Annotated in this window: 16 protein-coding genes; 10 read left to right on the top strand and 6 right to left on the bottom strand. The window is 60.9% G+C overall.

All coding sequences use genetic code 11. The features are described 5' to 3' along the window. The first annotated feature begins 202 nt into the window (after positions 1-202). Entirely contained in the window at positions 203-2,452 is a 2,250-nt protein-coding gene (locus ACSQ83_RS20835; RefSeq protein WP_436229455.1) for an amylo-alpha-1,6-glucosidase, read from the top strand. A gap of 74 nt (positions 2,453-2,526) precedes the next feature. Here the strand turns inward: ACSQ83_RS20835 and ACSQ83_RS20830 are convergent, their stop codons facing one another. After that, positions 2,527-3,711, bottom strand: coding sequence for a 4-hydroxybenzoate 3-monooxygenase (locus ACSQ83_RS20830; protein ID WP_414968265.1), 1,185 nt, complete (start codon positions 3,709-3,711; stop codon positions 2,527-2,529). Between the two features lie 218 nt (positions 3,712-3,929). On the opposite strand from ACSQ83_RS20830, the gene ACSQ83_RS20825 reads away from it, so the two are divergent. Both ACSQ83_RS20825 and ACSQ83_RS20820 read left to right on the top strand, forming a co-directional pair. Continuing rightward, complete coding sequence (locus tag ACSQ83_RS20825; RefSeq protein WP_414968264.1) at positions 3,930-4,796, top strand: glucose 1-dehydrogenase; 867 nt, start codon at positions 3,930-3,932, stop codon at positions 4,794-4,796. Positions 4,797-4,904: 108 nt separating this feature from the next. Next, positions 4,905-5,429: a GNAT family N-acetyltransferase gene (locus tag ACSQ83_RS20820; protein ID WP_414968263.1), complete on the top strand. Its 525-nt coding sequence runs from the start codon at positions 4,905-4,907 to the stop codon at positions 5,427-5,429. A gap of 8 nt (positions 5,430-5,437) precedes the next feature. Here ACSQ83_RS20820 and ACSQ83_RS20815 read toward each other — a convergent pair whose 3' ends face one another. After that, positions 5,438-6,484 (bottom strand): aldo/keto reductase, encoded by a 1,047-nt coding sequence (locus ACSQ83_RS20815; RefSeq protein ID WP_436229439.1) that lies wholly within the window; start codon positions 6,482-6,484, stop codon positions 5,438-5,440. A 385-nt stretch (positions 6,485-6,869) separates the two neighbouring features. Between ACSQ83_RS20815 and ACSQ83_RS20810 the strand changes: the two genes are divergently transcribed. Further along, complete coding sequence (locus tag ACSQ83_RS20810; RefSeq protein WP_414950884.1) at positions 6,870-7,865, top strand: AraC family transcriptional regulator; 996 nt, start codon at positions 6,870-6,872, stop codon at positions 7,863-7,865. 106 nt (positions 7,866-7,971) lie between these two features. Here ACSQ83_RS20810 and ACSQ83_RS20805 read toward each other — a convergent pair whose 3' ends face one another. Together ACSQ83_RS20805 and ACSQ83_RS20800 are read right to left on the bottom strand one after the other, a co-directional pair. Next, positions 7,972-8,208: a hypothetical protein gene (locus tag ACSQ83_RS20805; RefSeq protein WP_299706265.1), complete on the bottom strand. Its 237-nt coding sequence runs from the start codon at positions 8,206-8,208 to the stop codon at positions 7,972-7,974. Between the two features lie 315 nt (positions 8,209-8,523). Next, complete coding sequence (locus ACSQ83_RS20800) at positions 8,524-8,949, bottom strand: BspC domain-containing protein (RefSeq protein WP_414968261.1); 426 nt, start codon at positions 8,947-8,949, stop codon at positions 8,524-8,526. A gap of 216 nt (positions 8,950-9,165) precedes the next feature. On the opposite strand from ACSQ83_RS20800, the gene selD reads away from it, so the two are divergent. After that, positions 9,166-10,230, top strand: a complete 1,065-nt coding sequence (gene selD / locus ACSQ83_RS20795; protein WP_436229438.1) for a selenide, water dikinase SelD — start codon at positions 9,166-9,168, stop codon at positions 10,228-10,230. A 72-nt stretch (positions 10,231-10,302) separates the two neighbouring features. Beyond that, positions 10,303-11,223 (top strand): cation diffusion facilitator family transporter, encoded by a 921-nt coding sequence (locus ACSQ83_RS20790; protein ID WP_414968259.1) that lies wholly within the window; start codon positions 10,303-10,305, stop codon positions 11,221-11,223. Between the two features lie 75 nt (positions 11,224-11,298). Here ACSQ83_RS20790 and ACSQ83_RS20785 read toward each other — a convergent pair whose 3' ends face one another. Next, positions 11,299-11,622, bottom strand: coding sequence for a hypothetical protein (locus ACSQ83_RS20785; protein WP_414950888.1), 324 nt, complete (start codon positions 11,620-11,622; stop codon positions 11,299-11,301). A gap of 137 nt (positions 11,623-11,759) precedes the next feature. On the opposite strand from ACSQ83_RS20785, the gene ACSQ83_RS20780 reads away from it, so the two are divergent. After that, positions 11,760-14,327 carry a mechanosensitive ion channel family protein gene (locus ACSQ83_RS20780; RefSeq protein ID WP_436229437.1) on the top strand — a complete coding sequence of 856 codons (2,568 nt, stop codon included), beginning with the start codon at positions 11,760-11,762 and terminating at the stop codon, positions 14,325-14,327. On the opposite strand, the gene ACSQ83_RS20775 is transcribed toward ACSQ83_RS20780, so the two are convergent. Continuing rightward, complete coding sequence (locus tag ACSQ83_RS20775; RefSeq protein ID WP_436229436.1) at positions 14,252-14,632, bottom strand: hypothetical protein; 381 nt, start codon at positions 14,630-14,632, stop codon at positions 14,252-14,254. The genes ACSQ83_RS20780 and ACSQ83_RS20775 overlap by 76 nt on opposite strands. Before the next feature lie 262 nt (positions 14,633-14,894). Between ACSQ83_RS20775 and ACSQ83_RS20770 the strand changes: the two genes are divergently transcribed. The 3 genes from ACSQ83_RS20770 (at position 14,895) to flhC (ending at position 17,714) form a co-directional block, all read left to right on the top strand. Further along, a complete protein-coding gene (locus ACSQ83_RS20770) occupies positions 14,895-16,046 on the top strand; it encodes a purine-nucleoside phosphorylase (protein ID WP_436229435.1) in 1,152 nt (383 codons plus the stop codon). A 675-nt stretch (positions 16,047-16,721) separates the two neighbouring features. Further along, the gene (gene flhD / locus ACSQ83_RS20765) at positions 16,722-17,039 is read left to right on the top strand and encodes a flagellar transcriptional regulator FlhD (protein WP_031357172.1); all 318 of its coding nucleotides are present in this window, start codon (positions 16,722-16,724) and stop codon (positions 17,037-17,039) included. A gap of 15 nt (positions 17,040-17,054) precedes the next feature. Beyond that, positions 17,055-17,714, top strand: coding sequence for a flagellar transcriptional regulator FlhC (flhC, locus tag ACSQ83_RS20760; protein ID WP_414950895.1), 660 nt, complete (start codon positions 17,055-17,057; stop codon positions 17,712-17,714). Positions 17,715-17,761: the final 47 nt, after the last annotated feature.

Raw genomic sequence — 17,761 nt, 5'->3', positions numbered from 1 at the left:
AGCGGCTCCGCGTTGCGCTTGCCTCGGGTCCGCAAAAATTTGATCCGCAGGCTCTGGCCGTACAATCGGCCGGGTGTCCAGGCAACTCTTTCAGGAAGGTGTAATGGAAACGAAGGAACAACAGCAAGCAAAGCAGGCACTCAGCGACCAGCAGCCCAGTGACATCGCTCGCGAATCTGCCCATGGCCCCGCTCATGACGACATGCCCGACCCGATCCGCAGCACGGCCGGCGTTCTTGAGGTTCCTCCGTCGACGCCCGAAACAAACACGGACGGCGCGTTTATCGCAACTGAACATACGAATTACGCGAACGAGCGTCAGTTTGTGCTCAAGGCCGGCAATACCTTCGTGGTCAACGACGCGAATGGCGACATTCGCGGTAATGACGACGGTCTTTTCGTGAATGACACCCGCGTGTTGTCGCAGTTGCGCCTGACCTTCGGCGGGCGTTCGCCGTCGCTTCTGTCGGGCAGCGTGTCGAGCGACAACGCCGTGTTTACCGCGCATTTGACCAACCGGCCGCTACCGCTCATTGGCGGGGCGAGCACGCCTGAGGGTGTGATCCACGTCGAGCGCCGCCGCGTGTTGTCGCGGCACGTGCTGCACGAAGCCATTGTGTTGACCAACTACGGCACGGAACCAGCCACCGTGCCGCTTTCCATCAACTTCGCCGCCGACTTCCACGACATGTTCGAGGTGCGCGGCTCCACGCGCCCGAAACGCGGAACCATGCGCGAACCGTGCATCGAAAACGGCGAGGTCGTATTGCGCTATACGGGTCTGGACGAAGTCGAGCGGACCGCGCGCATCCAGTTTTCGCCTGCGCCGCATTCGCTCTCGGTCAATCGCGCGGATTACGTACTGCGAATCCAGTCGGAAACCGCCATGTCGATCTATTTGTCGATCACGGCCGTTACCCACGCGTTGAGCGATGCCAGCGCGGAAAGCAAGAAGATCGCGGAGGAAGGCGCCGAATGTGCGCCGGAATCGGGGCGGCCGGCGATTCGCGAGGCGCTTGTCGATGCCCACCGGCGCATGCGCGAGCGGCGGCGTTCAGTGGCACGCGTGCGCTCGAGCAATCCGCTGTTCAGCGAATGGATCGATCGTTCGCTCGCCGATCTTGGTTTGCTGACGACTGATCTTGAAACGGGACCGTATCCGTACGCGGGTATTCCTTGGTTTTCCACGGCTTTCGGCCGCGACGCCATCATTACGTCGCTGCAAATGTTGTGGATCGATCCGTCTCTTGCTCGTGGCGTGCTGCGCTTTCTCGCGGCGCATCAGGCGCGGGAGGACTCCGCATTTCGTGATGCGGAAGTCGGCAAGATCATGCACGAGACCCGCAATAGCGAAATGGCTGCGACGGGCGAAGTGCCGTTTGCGATGTACTACGGCGGGGTCGACAGCACGCCGCTGTTCGTCGCGCTGGCCGGCGCGTACGCCGAGCGCACGGGTGACGCGGCGCTGATCGATGAATTGTGGCCCGCGCTGCAACTCGCGGCGCAATGGATCGCGCGTCATTGCGACAAGAACGAATTCGGCCTGCTGAGCTATCAGCGCGCAACCGAAGCGGGGCTTGCCAACCAAGGCTGGAAAGACAGCGGCGACTCCGTGTTTCACGCCGACGGCAGTTTCCCCATCGGGCCAATCTCACTCGTTGAGGTTCAGGCCTATGCATCCACCGCGTTCGCCACCATGGCGCGCTTCGCAAGGCAGCGCAACGCACCGGATCAGGCGACGGACTTCGAGCAACGCGCGCAAAACATCCGTGAGCGCGTGGAAACCATGTTCTGGATGCCCGAGTCGGAGTTCTACGGGATTGCGCTCGATGGCAAGGGCGAGTTGTGCAAGGTGTTGGCATCGAATGCGGGACACTTGCTGGCCTTCGATCTCGTCGAGCGCAGCCGCGGTGAAGCAGTCGCGCGCCAGCTTGAGTCGACCTTGTTCAACACCGGCTGGGGCGTCCGTACGCTGGCGGCAGGCCAGCCGCGGTTTAATCCGATGTCGTATCACAACGGCTCCGTTTGGCCGCACGACAGCGCCATGTGCGCTCGCGGACTCGCGCGCTACGGTGACCGCAGCGGCGCGGTGCGCTTGTTGCAGGCATTGTTCGAAGCGGCGGTCACGTTCGACATGCGTTTGCCCGAGCTGTTCTGCGGCTTCACCCGGCAACGTGGCGAGCGGCCGATCGGCTATCCGGTCGCGTGTCTGCCGCAAGCCTGGGCAGCCGGGTCGCCGTTCATGATCCTCGAGGCTTGTCTCGGGGTCACGATCGATGCCGAGCGGCAGGAGGTGCGTATCGACCGGCCGCAGTTGCCCGATGGTATCGACTGGCTGGAGATTGGTGAGTTGCGGGTCGGCGACAAGACCGTGTCGATAACCTTTCGGCGCGTGGGCGGGCAGGTCGTGCCGTCTATCGAAGGCGATATCCGGGTTGTGGCGGTGCTTTAACCAGCGCGAAAAACGCTGCCACCGTGGCTAAGCGGCGTTACCACTAAGCCGCTTAGCGCGCCGCTACTCGCCAACTAAACCGCGACGCTGCCGACGTAATTTTCGGCCAGCGCCGTGGCGGCGGCGCGTGAGGTAGTCACGTGTTCGAGCTCGGCCACTTGCAGGCGTTGTTCGAATGGCGAGGTGTCGTCGAGCTTGTGCAGCATCCGGGTCATCCACCACGAAAAATGCTCCGCGCGCCAGACGCGCTTTAGCGCAGTTTCGGTGTAGCGATCCAGCTTGTCGCTCGTCCCTTCTTCGTAGAACGCCTGCAAGGCGACGGTGAGGATACGAACGTCGGATACCGCTAAATTCATACCCTTTGCGCCGGTGGGCGGGACAATGTGCGCGGCGTCGCCGGCGAGGAACAGCTTGCCGGATTGCATCGGCGTGGAGACAAAGCTGCGCATGCCGACAATATTCTTCTGGAAAATCCGCCCCTCAGTGATCTGCCAGCCATCGAGCGTGTCGACGCGTGCATGGAGTTCTGACCAGATGCGGTCGTCGGACCAGGCATCGACTGATTCTTTCGGGTCGCATTGGAAGTACATGCGCTGCACATTCGGCGAGCGGGTGCTGATAAGCGCAAAACCGCGATCGTGGCGAGCGTAAATCAACTCGTGCGCCGAAGGCGGCGCTTCGACCAGGATCCCGAACCAGCCGAACGGATAAATGCGCTGATAGTCGTGCCTCCCTGCCTGGGGCATCGACCCGCGTGCAACACCTTGCGAGCCGTCGCAGCCAATAATGAAGTCGCACTCCAGTTCGTGCTCGAACCCTTCGTGTCTGTAGCGGATGCTGGGACGGGTAGTGCCGGCGCCATCGTCGAAGTCGTGTAACGACACGTCGGTGACGCCGAATTTCAACGCGCCGTCGGCTGCCACCCGCGCGGCGACCAGATCCTTGATGACTTCGTGCTGAGCGTAGACGGTGATCGAATGGCCAGTGAGCTCGGTCAGTGCAATGCGCTTTCGTTGCCCTTCGAACGCGAGTTCGAAGCCGTGATGCACCGCGCCTTCGGCCAGCATCCGTGCGCCGAGTCCCGCCTCGTTCAGCAGGTCCATCGTGCCTTGTTCGAGAACGCCTGCACGGATGGTGGATTCAATATCGCCGCGGCTGCGTGCCTCGAGCACGACCGATTCAATGCCGCGAAGATGGAGAAGATGGGAGAGCAGGAGGCCCGCAGGACCCGCGCCAATAATGCCGACTTGTGTACGCATGAATGTCTCCTGAATGCGCGTTGATTTTGTGGACACAGTCTTGCGCACTGTCGGGTATCGCGCAACGCGATAACGTGGATAGGCTATATCTGGAATGCGGATAAAGGTTTTGGCTACGAACGCGCGCCATTAGCGAAACCCGCGAAATGGTCATCTTTCCTTGGGTCCGCTGCTTGCTGAATCCTGGTCTTCCATCAATCGTTTTCTGTGAGACCGCCATGGCCCAGATTTCCTATCCCAAACCACCCTTCCCGGACCAGCAGCAGGACGCGCAACCCGGCCATAGCGCGCCGATGAATCCCGCGCCCGATCACGGCGAGAAAACCTACAAGGGTTCGGGCAAGCTTGACGGCAAGATTGCGTTGATCACCGGCGCGGACAGCGGCATCGGCCGCGCGGTGGCGATCGCGTTCGCCCGGGAAGGCGCGGACGTCGCCATCGCCTATCTGAACGAGCACGAGGACGCGAAGGAAACCGCTCGCTGGGTCGAGGAAGCGGGCCGGAAATCGCTGCTGCTGCCCGGCGATATCACTGACCACGCGTTTTGCCGCGAACTGGTCGCGAAGACCGTGGAGTCGTTCGGGCGCATCGATGTGCTCGTCAACAATGCCGCTTACCAGATGGTCTACGACAGCCTCGAGGACATCAGCGACGAAGAATGGGACAAGACCTTTTCGACGAATATCGGCGCGATGTTCCGCATCACGAAAGCCGCCGTGCCGCACATGCAACCGGGCAGCGCGATTGTCAACACGACGTCGGTGAACGCGGATAGTCCGAATCCCGGATTGATCGCGTATGCCACCACGAAGGGCGCTATCCAGAACTTTACGGGTGGCCTCGCGCAGTTGCTGGCGGAGAAGGGCATCCGCGCGAACGGCGTGGCGCCGGGGCCGATCTGGACACCGCTGATTCCATCGACGATGAAACCCGAGCAGGTCAGGAATTTCGGCTCGCAAGTGCCGATGAAACGCCCCGGGCAGCCGGCCGAACTGGCGGCGGCATATGTGCTGCTGGCATCGGATGAAGGGAGTTACATCTCCGGCGCGACGATCGCGGTGACGGGCGGCAAGCCGATCATCTAGGCCGATGGCTTGGGCAATCCGGCTTGGAGCGGGCGCGCCGTGCGTGCGAAACTGGCGCTTTTACCAGCGTTCCCGCGCGCCCAGTCACCGCTCAAGGTTCTCATGTCCATGCCATTCACCATCCGCCGTCTCACTGCCTCCGATGCCAGCGCATATCGCGATATCAGGCTCGAAGGTCTCGCCCGGCACCCCGATGGTTTCGGATCGGCATGGGAAGACGAAGCCGAGCAACCACTTGCGTGGTTCGAGCAGCGGATCGTGAATTCTGCCGTGTTCGGCGGTTTTTTGAACAACGGAAGCGAAAACGGCAGCGAACTGGCCGGCGTCGCCGGACTGGTGGTACAGCAAGGCGCCAAACAGCGGCACAAGGGCTCGCTGGTGGGCATGTACGTGCGCCCGGCAGCGCGCGGGACCGGATTGGCACTTGCTCTCGTGCAAGCCGTCCTGAGCCACGCACGCACGGTGGTGGAGGAAGTCCAACTGACGGTTGCGCCGCACAACGAAGCGGCGCAACGGCTGTATCGCTCGGTCGGGTTCGTCGAGTACGCGCGTGAACCGCGTTCGCTAAAAATAGACGGCAAGTATCACGAGTCGGTGCTCATGACCTTGCCGCTTCAACACGTGGCTAACTAAACAACCGGCTATTCCCCGCTCGATTCCTTCAATTGCATCAAGCGATATTCGCCCTGACGTGCAAACATCCAGCCCGGATATTCGCTGGCAAGTTGGCTGACTTCGTCGAGTGCGGCGAGTTCGTCGTCGTTCAGCTTCACTTGCGTCGCCGCGATATTGTCGTCGAGTTGCTCGATCCGCTTCGCCCCGACAATCACGCTCGTCACCGCCTTCTGATGCAGCAGCCACGCGAGCGCGATTTGCGCCACGGTCACGCCCTTGGCTTCGGCCATTTTGGTCATGGCATCGATGCAATCAAATGCACGATCCATGTTCACCGGCGGAAACGAGAAGTTCGTGCGCCGGCCCGGTTCCGCTGAACTGCCGTCGCGCTTGTATTTGCCGCTCAGCAGACCGCCGGCAAGCGGACTCCAGACCATCAGGCCGACGTTCTCGCTCTTCAGCATCGGGATGATTTCACGTTCGAGGTCGCGTCCGGCAATCGTGTAATACGCCTGCAGCGACTCGAAACGCGCCAGGCCGAGCCGCTCCGAAATGCCAAGCGCCTTGGCGATCTGCCACGCTGCCCAGTTCGATACGCCGATGTACCGAACATGACCGTGCTGCACGAGGTTATCGAGTGCACGCAGCGCTTCTTCGATAGGCGTGGCGGTATCGAAGCCATGCAGCTGATACAAATCGATGTGATCGAGTTGCAGCCGTTTCAGGCTCGCCTTCACGCCGTCGATAATGTGATACCGCGACGCACCACGCGAGTTGATGCCCTTCGTGCCGGTTTCGCCGTGGATCTTGGTGGCAACCACCACGTTTTCTCGCGGCACTTTCAGGTTTTTAAGCGCCTGGCCGGTCATGATCTCCGATGTACCGTCGGCATAGACGTCGGCGGTATCGATGAAGTTGATGCCCGCGTCCAGCGCGCGGCCCACGAGTTTGTCCGCGTCCGCCTGTTTCAGGCCGCCAATATTGGTCCACATGCCGCCTTCGCCGAATGTCATCGTACCGAGGCACAATTCCGAAACGAACAAGCCGGTATTGCCGAATTTTCTGTTACGCATGCTGGGTCCCTTAGAATTCATCCTGAACTAGCGGCCTGTAAGCTTTACGCTGGCCGCTTCGCGACCGAACAACCGAACGCCCGTTCGGTGTTTCAGCATCGCCGCGATGAAGCAGTATCTGCCTGTGCCGCGAAGCGTGGCTAGCCTGATCCTGTCGGATCATTGCCCGATCCTGCAAACGCCGTGTGTAGCGCTGGGCGAAAACACGCGGGCGCGAGTAAGCTGGATGCCATTCGCCGGCAATGCGCGATTGATCGCCATTAGCATTTTGAATGGAAGCTGAATGGCATCCGGTCGGCACCTGACAGACGGCAACTCTTCTCCATCCTTGCATGACTGTGGCCGTTTCCGGGCAACAGCCGAGCAAACTCACTATCTGCGAATCATGGCCCTGAATGAGACGGCGGATTCCGCCATCGACTCTACGAACCACACTGATCACGCTGTCAATGGTGATGCTGCCTCCGCGCCGCTTGATCCAGGCCTCGATCACGCCCGGCTCGATCTTGTCGCGTTGCTGGATCGCTTCACGGCGGATACCACCGGTACATGCCAGACGGCGGTGCACGGTTTGTTCCTGCATCGGATCGTGCATTGCGGCGGCCCGAGTCACGGCATCCAGACGCCGGCGCTTGGCGTGATCGCGCAAGGATCGAAGCGGATCATGGTGGGCGACGAACTGTATGTGTACGACCCCATGCATTATCTGGTTTCATCGGTGGATCTGCCGGTGATGGGGCAGGTGACCGGCGCGACCGAGGACAAGCCGTACTTAGGCATGCGGCTTGACCTCGATGTCGAGGAAATCACCAAGCTGATCCGCGACGAAAGCCTGCCGCCGTCGACGCCCGCGGACGCTTCGCGCGGTCTTTATGTGAACCGCCTCGGCACGTCGCTGATGGATGCCGTGTTGCGCTTGCTGCGCCTGCTCGACACGCCCGAGGACATTCCGATCCTCGCGCCGCTGGTCAAGCGCGAGATTTTGTATCGGCTGCTGATGAACGGTCCCGGCGCGCGCTTGCGCCAGATTGCGCTGCAGGACAGCCAGACGCAGCGCATTGCAAAGGCGATCATGCTGCTGCGTCAGCATTTCGATCAGCCGTTGCGCGTGGAGTCGATTGCTCGCGACGTGCATATGAGCGTGTCGTCGCTGCATCATCATTTCAAGGCCGTCACGGCGATGAGCCCGCTTCAATACCAGAAGCAGTTGCGGCTTCAGGAAGCGCGCCGCCTGATGATGATCGACATGACCGATGCAGCAACAGCGGCGCATCGCGTGGGGTATGAGAGCGCATCGCAATTCAGCCGCGAGTACAGCCGCCTGTTCGGTGCGCCGCCGTTACGCGATACCCGCAAATGGCGTGAGACTGCCAGCGCGTGATCAAGGCGCGCTGCTTTAAGCCGGCCGAAAACGAAAAAGCCAGGGACGTCCCTGGCTTTTTCGCTTTTAAGGCCTGTTAAGGCCTGCAAACGCAGCCGCTCAACGATCAATAGTAACGATGCGGAGGGCCGTAATTACGCGGCGCGTGATGGCGTTCCCACTCGCGCCGTTCCCAGTAGCGATGCCCATCGTAATACCGGTCGCCATGCCAGCCACGACTGTCTACATGAACATAGCCGGGACGGAAGTGTTCGTCGGCGGACGCTGTAGTGGTGAAGCCGAGACTCGTTGCTGCCGCCACCGCGAGCGATGCGACTGCCAAGCTTTTTTTGAGTGTCAACATGTTGGTTTCCTTCGCGCTTGTTGTTTGGTTTGAAGCTCTATCCAGCTAAGCCACGCTTGGCAGCATGCTTAATAACGGCCGTAGTCGTGATGATGGTATCCACCGCCATCCGGTACGACGATACAACCGCCAAGAGTGCTGCCGAGGAGTACTGCGAGCGTGGCAAGAATTGCTAATCGTTTCATCGGTTTCTCCAAGTGAAATCCGTGAAATCAATTTAGCAATTAGATAAATGACAAGCCGTTTGCGTTTGTAAGGAAAAGTATGATTGGAAATATTCGCGAAAGGCGCTGAAGCCTTTCGCCTCCGGCGCTGTTACCGAACGATCTGCGGCCTTACATTTGGGGTCAGCGACACGCCGACCACACGGCCTTCGCGCACGCCGCAGCGGCTGTCTACACGCGTCCATTGCGACTTTCCGCGGACTTTGGCGAACGCGCGCATGGCGATGACCTCGTCTACGGGTATGGGGTTGACCGCACTAAAGATGGTGGTGTCGTTGTCGACCTTGGCGCGCAGCACGCGCCGGTCCGGGACGATGAACGTGTCGTACTTGGGCGTCATGGCGACCCATCGATCAAACGCGGCCACGCAGCGGATCACCGGGTCAGGCACGTGCATGCGGGTCAGGTACGCGTAGTCTTCTTTCAAAGGACCGGGCGTTTTCGTTGTCTGCGCGTGACTGAATTGAACGATCGATGCGCAGAGGATCAAGCCGAATACGAGAGGTCCAGATTTCATGCAGGATTTCATGCGGATAGCAGTAGATGGCACAGAGCGGTTGACGGATATTGAAACACGGCATCAGACCGTGACGTGAAGTGTACCGCGTGAACGGCGCCTTCATGCTTTATGCGAGTTACGCCTGAATCGGCAAGCGCGACTCGCGGGTCACCACGTTCTCAGGCAACAAGCACGATAATATCGGCCACACGCCACTTTGCCGGATAACCGCGAATGACTGATCTCAAGCTGAATTCAACCCCGTCGCCCCGACTGACCAGCCTGTCCCACGGTGGCGGCTGCGGTTGCAAGATCGCGCCGGGCGTCCTTGCCGACTTGTTGAAACGCAGCGTTCCATTGCCGTTTTTCCCCGACTTGCTGGTCGGCAACGACACCGCCGACGACGCGGCGGTTTATCGTTTGAACGATGAGCAGGCGATTGTTGCCACCACCGACTTCTTCATGCCGATTGTCGATGACCCGTTCGACTTCGGCCGTATTGCCGCGACCAACGCGCTCTCCGATGTCTACGCCATGGGCGGCAAACCGATCCTCGCGCTCGCGCTCGTCGGCATGCCGATCAACGTGCTGCCGCACGAGGTGATCGCGGCCGTGCTGAAGGGCGGCGAGTCGGTCTGCGCCGAAGCAGGCATCCCGCTCGCGGGCGGTCATTCAATCGATTCCGTCGAGCCCATTTATGGCCTCGCGGCAATTGGGATCGTGCATCCGAAGCGCGTGAAGCGTAACGCGTCGGCTCGCCCCGGCGACGTGCTGATCCTTGGCAAGCCGCTCGGCGTGGGCGTGTTGTCGGCGGCGCTAAAGAAGGATCAACTCGATGCCGCCGGCTACGCCGCGATGATCGCCGCCACGACCAAGCTCAATCGCCCGGGCGCGGATCTGGCTCTACTCGACCCCGTGCACGCGCTCACCGACGTAACCGGCTTCGGCCTGCTCGGTCACACGCTGGAACTCAGCCGCGGCGCCGGGCTCACTGCACGCCTGCGATACGCCGACTTGCCGTGGCTTCCCGGCGTCGAGGCGTTTGCGAAAGCGGGCGTGGTCACCGGCGCATCCGGGCGCAACTGGACTGCTTACGGGCACGACATCACGCTGTCGTCGTCATTGCACGATGTGGCCCGAAATCTGCTCACCGACCCGCAGACTTCAGGCGGCTTGCTGGTGTCGTGCGCGACCGAGGCAGTCGACGAAGTGCTCGCCATCTTCCGCGCGGACGGCTTTGATCAGGCGGCCGTGATTGGAGAAATGGTCGATGGAGCGGGCCGCGTGGAAGTCGTATAGCGCGCCTGTAGCCGGAACCCCGCGAGGTTGAATTCCCGAGAGCGTCCCTGACCCCCGTCCGCCAGGAGCACGATGAAAGAAGAATCGCCGAAAGCCATTTTTTACGCGCTCGCAGCCAACTTTGGCATCGCCGTCTGCAAGTTTGGCGCGGCCGCGTTCACCGGTTCCGGCTCCATGTTTGCCGAGGCCATTCACTCCACCGCTGACTGCGGCAACCAGCTCTTGCTGCTGTTCGGACTCAAGCGTTCCCAGGCGCCTGCCGACGTGCTGCATCCGCTCGGTTCGGGCCGCGAAATCTACTTCTATTCCATGCTCGTCGCGCTGCTGCTGTTCTTCGTCGGCGGCGCGTTTTCGGTGTATGAAGGCGTGCATCGGATCGCCGGGCATGAAGTGGTCAGTAACCCGATTGTCGCGCTCGTCGTGCTAGGGGTATCGGTTGTGCTCGAATCGTTTTCGCTGGCCGGCGCGTTGCGCGAGATTCGCAAGACGTCTGGAAACAAGTCCCTCTGGCGATGGTTTCGCGAGACACGCGAGTCCGAATTGATCGTGGTCACAGGCGAAGACGTTGCTGCGCTGGCGGGTTTGGCAATCGCGTTCTGCGCCGTGCTCATGACCATGATCACCGGCAATCCTGTGTACGACGCTGCGGGTTCGATTGGCGTCGGCGTGCTGCTCATGGTGATCGCGTATCTGGTCGCCCGCGAGGTGAAGTCGATGATCGTCGGTGAATCGGCGAGTCCGGAAGTGCGCCGGGCTATCGATGCTCACTTGCGCGCGCGCCCGGAAATTGTTCGCGTGATCAACCTGATTACGCTGCAGTGGGGCAAGCAGATCGTGGTCGCCGTGCAAGCGGAGATGGTGGATTACGACAGCGGCCGCGCGATGGTCGATGCTATCAATGTGATCGAAGCAGATCTGCAACGCGCGTTTCCCGAAGCGCGTTGGGTCTTCTTCGAACCGGATATTCCGCGCGTGGCTGAGGCGCGCGCTTAGTGACGTACCTGGTGTTGTACATAAGCACGCAACCACAATTCCCCTAAACTTCACGATGCCGTGCAAGATCCACAATCACGGCAAATGCGCAGGCGGCCGGCCATAGTGCGGTCGTGGGGTATCGGGTGTCGCGGGAAGCTGGGTGTCGCCGCTGGCAGGGAGCAACGTGGTGCCTTCATCCGGCGGTGCAACGCTGTCAACGTGCTTGTTCACTGCTGCAGCCGATGGCGGGATGGGCTTCGCGGCCCGCTCAAGATTGGCGCGCTCCGCGGCGGAGGCTCGCCCGGGCGCGAGAAGTGCTAACAGCAGTCCGGTCGCCGACAGCGCCAGCGCTGCAGCGGAAAGGCCCATTCGAATGGGTCGCGTGGATCGTTTAGTGCGCGTAATTTGGACATGCATACGCGATTCCGGTAGTTTTGATCAGATGTTTGATGCACGAACCATTCCAGCTTGAGAGTGATCACCGCAGGTTCAATCGCGCTGCCGGCCGGGCGCATCCGTGGCGGTTTTCCTAACCGAGTTCCTCATCCTCGCCCATGCGCAAAATTGTTCTCGTTGTCCTGGTTTTTCTTGGCGTCCTGAGCAGCACGCTCGCCCCTGCAGCGAATGCAGCCAGCGCTGCCCATCCAGTCCCTGGTTCTTCAACGGTCACGCTGACCCCCGAACAGGCGCGCGCCGCGCTGGCGGTCCTCAACGACCCTGCACGCCGCAGCCAGATCGAAGACACACTGCGCGCCGTCGCGGCTGCTGGAGCGCTTGCAACGCCCGTACAGGCCGCCTCAGCGAGCCCGGCGACGGCGACCGCGTCGGCGGCGAGCGGCGCATCGGGCGCCGCGAGCGTGCTGGCGAAATCCCTCACGAGCAACGGTCTGGCGTCGCAGATTTCACATGAGGCGGGTGGCTGGCTCGTCGAGCTGAGCGGCGGCTTGCGCCGCTCCGTTACTGCGCTGCTCGACTACGGCTCGGTGATGCGATGGTGGCACCAGCGCACCGCGACCGCCAGCGGCCGGGATCTCGTCGGCCAGGTGATCTGGTCGATCTCCATCTCTTTGTTACCCGCACTGCTGCTGGAATACCTGAGTTCACGATGGCTGCGCCGGCTGCGCGCGCGGATCGCGGCTCGCGGGATCGTGGACGTGGATGCAGCCAAGCCCGAGCTTGCGCAGGAGGAGCGCGCTGCCGTTCGCGCCGAGGCCGTCGCGGACCGTTCGGGCAACGAGGCGGCTATCGAGGTCGCCGAGCGCAAGACCGATACCGCCCGTGGCGTGCGCCATGCAGCGCGTCACTGGACGCTCTTGCAGCGGTTGCCGAGCGCTGTCCTTCACGGCTTGCTCGCGTTGGCGCCGCTGATCGTGTTCACGGCCGTGGCGGCGGTGCTGATGTCCATTTTCATCGACGACACGACGCCGCAAGGCCGTTCCGTCGCCGCGCTGATCGATGTGTACCTGGTGTGCCGGGGCATTGTGATCGCCACCGATTTCTTCATCGCACCGCGCGCGCCGGGTCTGCGCCTGATCCAGATCAGCGACGACGCAGCGCGCTTCGCGCACGACTGGCTGGTGCGCATCGTGTGGGTGGCGGGAGCGGGCTCGGCGCTCGCTGAGGCTGCGGAGCCGCTGGGCATGACCGATACCGCGCACGATGCCATCCTCAAGGCAGTCGCGCTGGTCGCGCATGTGCTGATCGCTATCGTGATCCTCAAGTGCCGCGTACCGGTGGCTGCGTGGATTCGCGAGAGCGTCAGGGGGCGTCGTTCATTCGTACTGCTGGGTAACTGGATCGCCGATGTCTGGGCCGGGCTCGCCGTGTTCTTCGTGCTCGCGCTGTGGTTCGTCTGGGCGCTCGATGTACACAACGGCTATCGCACGCTGTTTCATCTGTTCGGCGTCTCGGTGCTCGTGCTGGTGGCGGCGCGCGTGGTCGCCATTGTGGCGTTCGGTGCGCTAGGCCGGCTCTTTCATACCGCGGGCGGCGATGACGACCTGGCGAGCAAGTCGATCGTGCACCAGCACGCGTATCGCTATTACCCGCTGATGCGGCGTGTCGTGAGGACGGCGATCGTCGTCGTAACCTTGCTGACGTTGCTGCAGGTCTGGGGGCTTCACGTCCTGTCACTGTTCTCATCCGGCGGCGTGGGTCATCGGCTTGCATCGGCGCTCATCACGATCGGGGTCGCAGCAGCGTTCGCCGTGATCGTGTGGGAAGGCGCGAACGTGATGGTCGAGCAACGGCTTGAAACGTGGACCAACAGCGGCGACCGCTTGCGGGCCGCGCGTCTTACCACGCTGCTGCCCATGATGCGTAGCGCGCTGTTTATCGTGATCGCGATGGTCGTTGTGTTGACCGGGTTAAGCGAGATCGGCGTGAACACGGCGCCGTTGCTCGCGAGCGCGAGCATCTTCGGCGTAGCGCTGGGTTTCGGTTCTCAAAAGCTCGTGCAGGACCTGATCACCGGCATCTTCCTGTTGATGGAGAACGCGATGCAAGTGGGCGACTCGGTCACGCTCGCGGGCGTGTCGGGGACGGTCGAATATCTGTCGATCCGCACCGTGCGTTTGCGGGGCGGTGACGGGTCGCTGTTTACCGTGCCGTTCAGTTCGGTATCGACGGTGAACAACACGAATCGCGGCATTGGCAATGCCGCGGTGCGCGTGAGTATCGCGCTCGGGGAAGACGTGGACCTGGCATCGGATACCCTCAAGGAGATCGGGGCGTCGCTGCGTGAAGACGATGCGTTCAAGGACGGCATCATCTCCGACTTCAGCTTGTGGGGCGTGGACGCGGTCGATGGTTCCAGCGTCACGCTGGCCGGCCAGATCCAGTGTCGCGATACTGCGCGCTGGGGCGTGCAGCGTGAATTCAACCGGCGCATTGTGGATCGCTTCAAGGAGCGCGGCATCGAGATAGCGAATCCGCAGCGCAATTTCGTGATCGTGAAGGGCGGCGATACGGAAGAGCTGGATACAGCCTTGAAGGGCGATCAACGCGGCGATGCCTCAGGCGATCCTTCAACTGACACGCACGCCGATCAACGCGGCGAGCGCACCATCACTGGCGAGCCTTCGAACTTGCCCCCGGAACGTTCGAATCCCAGCCGGCCATAAAACGCTTCGAGCGCGGCGCTGGCAGGCGCGGTGTGATCGACGGATGGCGTGGCGGGGTCTTCTCCTTTTTGCGTGAGCGGACGCGGCACGAGCGAGAGCATGACTCCGTGCGTGTCCGCCAGCGCGACCAGCCGGTCCATGGCCGCGCGCGCATGTCCCCGATGATGTTCACCCTCGGACCACAACGCCTCGAGTGCGACGGCGCTGTCGCCGGTCGCCTCGAGCCACAACTCGACGTGCTGACGGTCCTCGACACGGCTGGCGTGAAACGCATCGATCATTCGTGAAGCGGCAGTGTTGGACATGGATGCCTTGCGGACAAGTGGATTCGACAACAAACAAGCGGGCAAACGAATCAGCAAGACTAGTGCTTGAGAGCTGTTACCGGAACATTCTATGTCTCTTACAACGGCATACATCGTCCCTCTATAATGCGCTCAACGCAGGAGCGTCCGGCAAGCGGTACTGAAGGGTCCAAGCTTACCGGCCAGATTGCCGCACGGTCCAGTCCGGCTTCCTGTCGTGTGTTTCACCTCGCGTTCTCCTTCCACTTACGGTGCCGCCAAGATGAAATCGATCCTCCGTTCGTCGCTCGACTCTCTCGTTTCCAATCGCAGCCGCCGCCGTGTAGTCGCCCGTGCCGTCACCCGGATTCCCGCATTGAGCCTGGCAACCGCGACGGCCGCGTTTTTGTTCAGCGCGTGCGCGTCAACGTTTGCGCAGGATTCGGATAACTTCGGCAGCGACAATGGTTTTGCCGGCCACCACGGCCAGCCCGTCAAGGTCATGATCATTTCCATGTTCGGCCCTGAGGGCCAGGTCTGGCTCGACAAACTCGGCCCCTGGAAGGCCATTCACGTGGCCGGACTATCTCCGGATTATCCGGTCGTGAATTGCAATCGGCACGAGGTCTGCGTGATGACCACCGGCATGGGCCACGCAAACGCGGCGGCTTCGCTGATGGCGCTCACGTTCTCCGATAAATTCGATCTGCGCCGAACCTATTTCATGATCGCGGGGATCGCGGGTATCGACCCGGCGCAAGGCACGATCGGGTCCGCTGCGTGGGCAAAATATCTTGTCGATTTCGGTATCCAGTGGGAGCTCGATGCGCGTGAAAAGCCGGATAGCTGGCCGAGCGGTTTTATCGGTATCAATACGAAAGGCCCGACCGAGAAACCTCCGTTCGATTACAAGACCGAGGTGTTCCAGCTAAATCCGGCTCTGGCCGATGCAGCCTATGCGTTATCGAAGAATGTAACGCTCGCCGATAGCCCCGAAGCGCAGACCGCGCGCGCCAAGTTCAGCTACGCGCCGGCAAACCAGCCGCCCAAGGTGATCCAGTGCGACACGCTGGCAGGCGATACATGGTGGTCGGGGAAGTACATCGGCGAGAGGGCGCGCGACCGGACGAAGCTCGTGACCGACGGTCGCGGCGTGTATTGCACGACGCAGCAGGAGGACAACGCGACGTACGAGGCGTTGTCGCGGGCGGCGAGTGTGCATCGCGTGGATTTGAACCGGGTGGCGGCCGTGCGTGCGGGTTCGGATTTTGACCGGCCTTACGACGGGCAATCCGCCTCCGACAATCTCCTCAATTACGCATCTCAGGGCGGTTTCACGCCGGCTATCGACAATTTGTATCGGGCGGGCAATCCGCTGGTACAGGAGATTGCAACGCATTGGGCTGAATGGCGTGAAGGCGTGCCACAGCACTAGCGGTGCAAAACCGGCGGCGTCGCGCACGTCTTTCTTTAAGCGCTCTACATGCGGAAGTGGCGCCGCGCGGAAGACGGGTTATCTATCGACCCGCCGGCTTCATAGTTTCCGCAGACCCTGTTACAACTCGGGGCAACATATTCCTTCCGGTGTTCGCTCGACGTCCCAATGGTTAAATTTCCGCGTCAAAAATGAAAGCGAGATGACAGTTTATATGCCCGGGTTTTCCTTAGCCGCCATTCCCCAAGGCTGACTGGATAGTTGTAACAACTTGACGGTTCTTCACAATCCGATTAATTCGTCGAGCTTGTCAACCGTCTCTCCGCCCCATCCGTTTTTTCCCCACGAAATCAATCGACAAGCGAACCCTCTGTCAATTGAGCCGGTCCGTTTCGCCTCAAAATAGCGGCCAAAAATCGGTCACACTTGCTTGTTACAGTTTCAAGAAAAAGTTACCGATTTTGTTTGTTGTTTTATGGAAATTTATTATTGAGATGTTCTTGATTTCCCGCTGCGTCGTACTTACAATCCGTTTCACAGTGTTGTTACAAGATGTAACTCACTGAAACAAAGTTTAAACGTAGCCGAACAAAACAAACGTTTGGCTAGGCAAAAAGATAGCTGGCAAAAAATGCTGGCAGGGTACTCGGGGTTTATATCGAACGCGGGAAAATCATGAACGGTCGCGAAACGCTGGACTCGATTCGAGAAATCAACTTGTCGTACATCATGCTCGCGCAGCGCATGCTGAGAGATGACCGTGCCATCGGGATGTTTCGACTGGGTTTGTCTAAGGAACTCGCCGACCTTCTGTCCGGGCTGACGCTCGCGCAGGTTGTCAAGCTGGCGGCTTCCGACCAGTTGCTGTGTTTTTTCCGCTTCAACGATCACACCATGCTGGCCGCTCTGACGTCGCCCGCGAAGCATGCGGATATCGCGCCGACGCACGCAGCCATCTTGCTGGCCGGCCAGCCAGCAGAACAGTTCCTCTAAGCACGAGAGCGCGCCATGCTTAAGAAGAGCCTCACAGAAGATGCACAAGAAGTTTTCCGCGCGATCGCATTGATCGAACTCGGGGCGCGGATGCAGGTGCTCGAAAGTGAACTGACGCTGTCGCGTGACCGGATGATCCGGTTGTATCGCGAGGTGAAGGGCGTATCGCCGCCGAAGGGCATGCTGCCTTTCTCGGCTGACTGGTATATGACGTGGCTGGCGAATATTCACGCTTCGCTCTTCTACAACACGTACATGTTCCTGAAGAAAGAAGCAGGCTGTTCGCACCTCGATGCCCTGACGAAGGGATATCGGTTGTATCTCGAACATTGCAGGAATAGCGATGTCGAGGCAGTACTTGATTTGACGCGGGCCTGGACCCTTGTGCGCTTCTTCGATGCAGGCATGCTGCAGCTCACCAAATGCTGCCGCTGCACTGGAAAGTTCATTGCGCACAAACATGATTTGCAAGAAAACGTGGTGTGCGGGGCTTGTCAGCCGCCGTCACGCGCGGGGAAGACCAAGAAAGCGGCGGCTGCCCGTCAGGCGAGCCTCGAGACCGCGCTGTTGGAGTTGAGTGTTGTATCGACTAACGAAGTGCCGGAACCGACGGTGCTCGAACACGTGGCGATGTTACAGCCGCGAACAGAAAGCCTGATTGCACAGGCTGCATAGGCGGAAACGGACCGGCGGCCCCGAGGACCATCGCTCGATGGTGTGGC

This window comes from Caballeronia sp. LjRoot29 (genome assembly GCF_964252755.1).
Taxonomy (GTDB): domain Bacteria; phylum Pseudomonadota; class Gammaproteobacteria; order Burkholderiales; family Burkholderiaceae; genus Caballeronia.
Note: the sequence above shows the minus strand (reverse complement) of the source record. Positions and strands in the feature narration are given on the sequence as shown.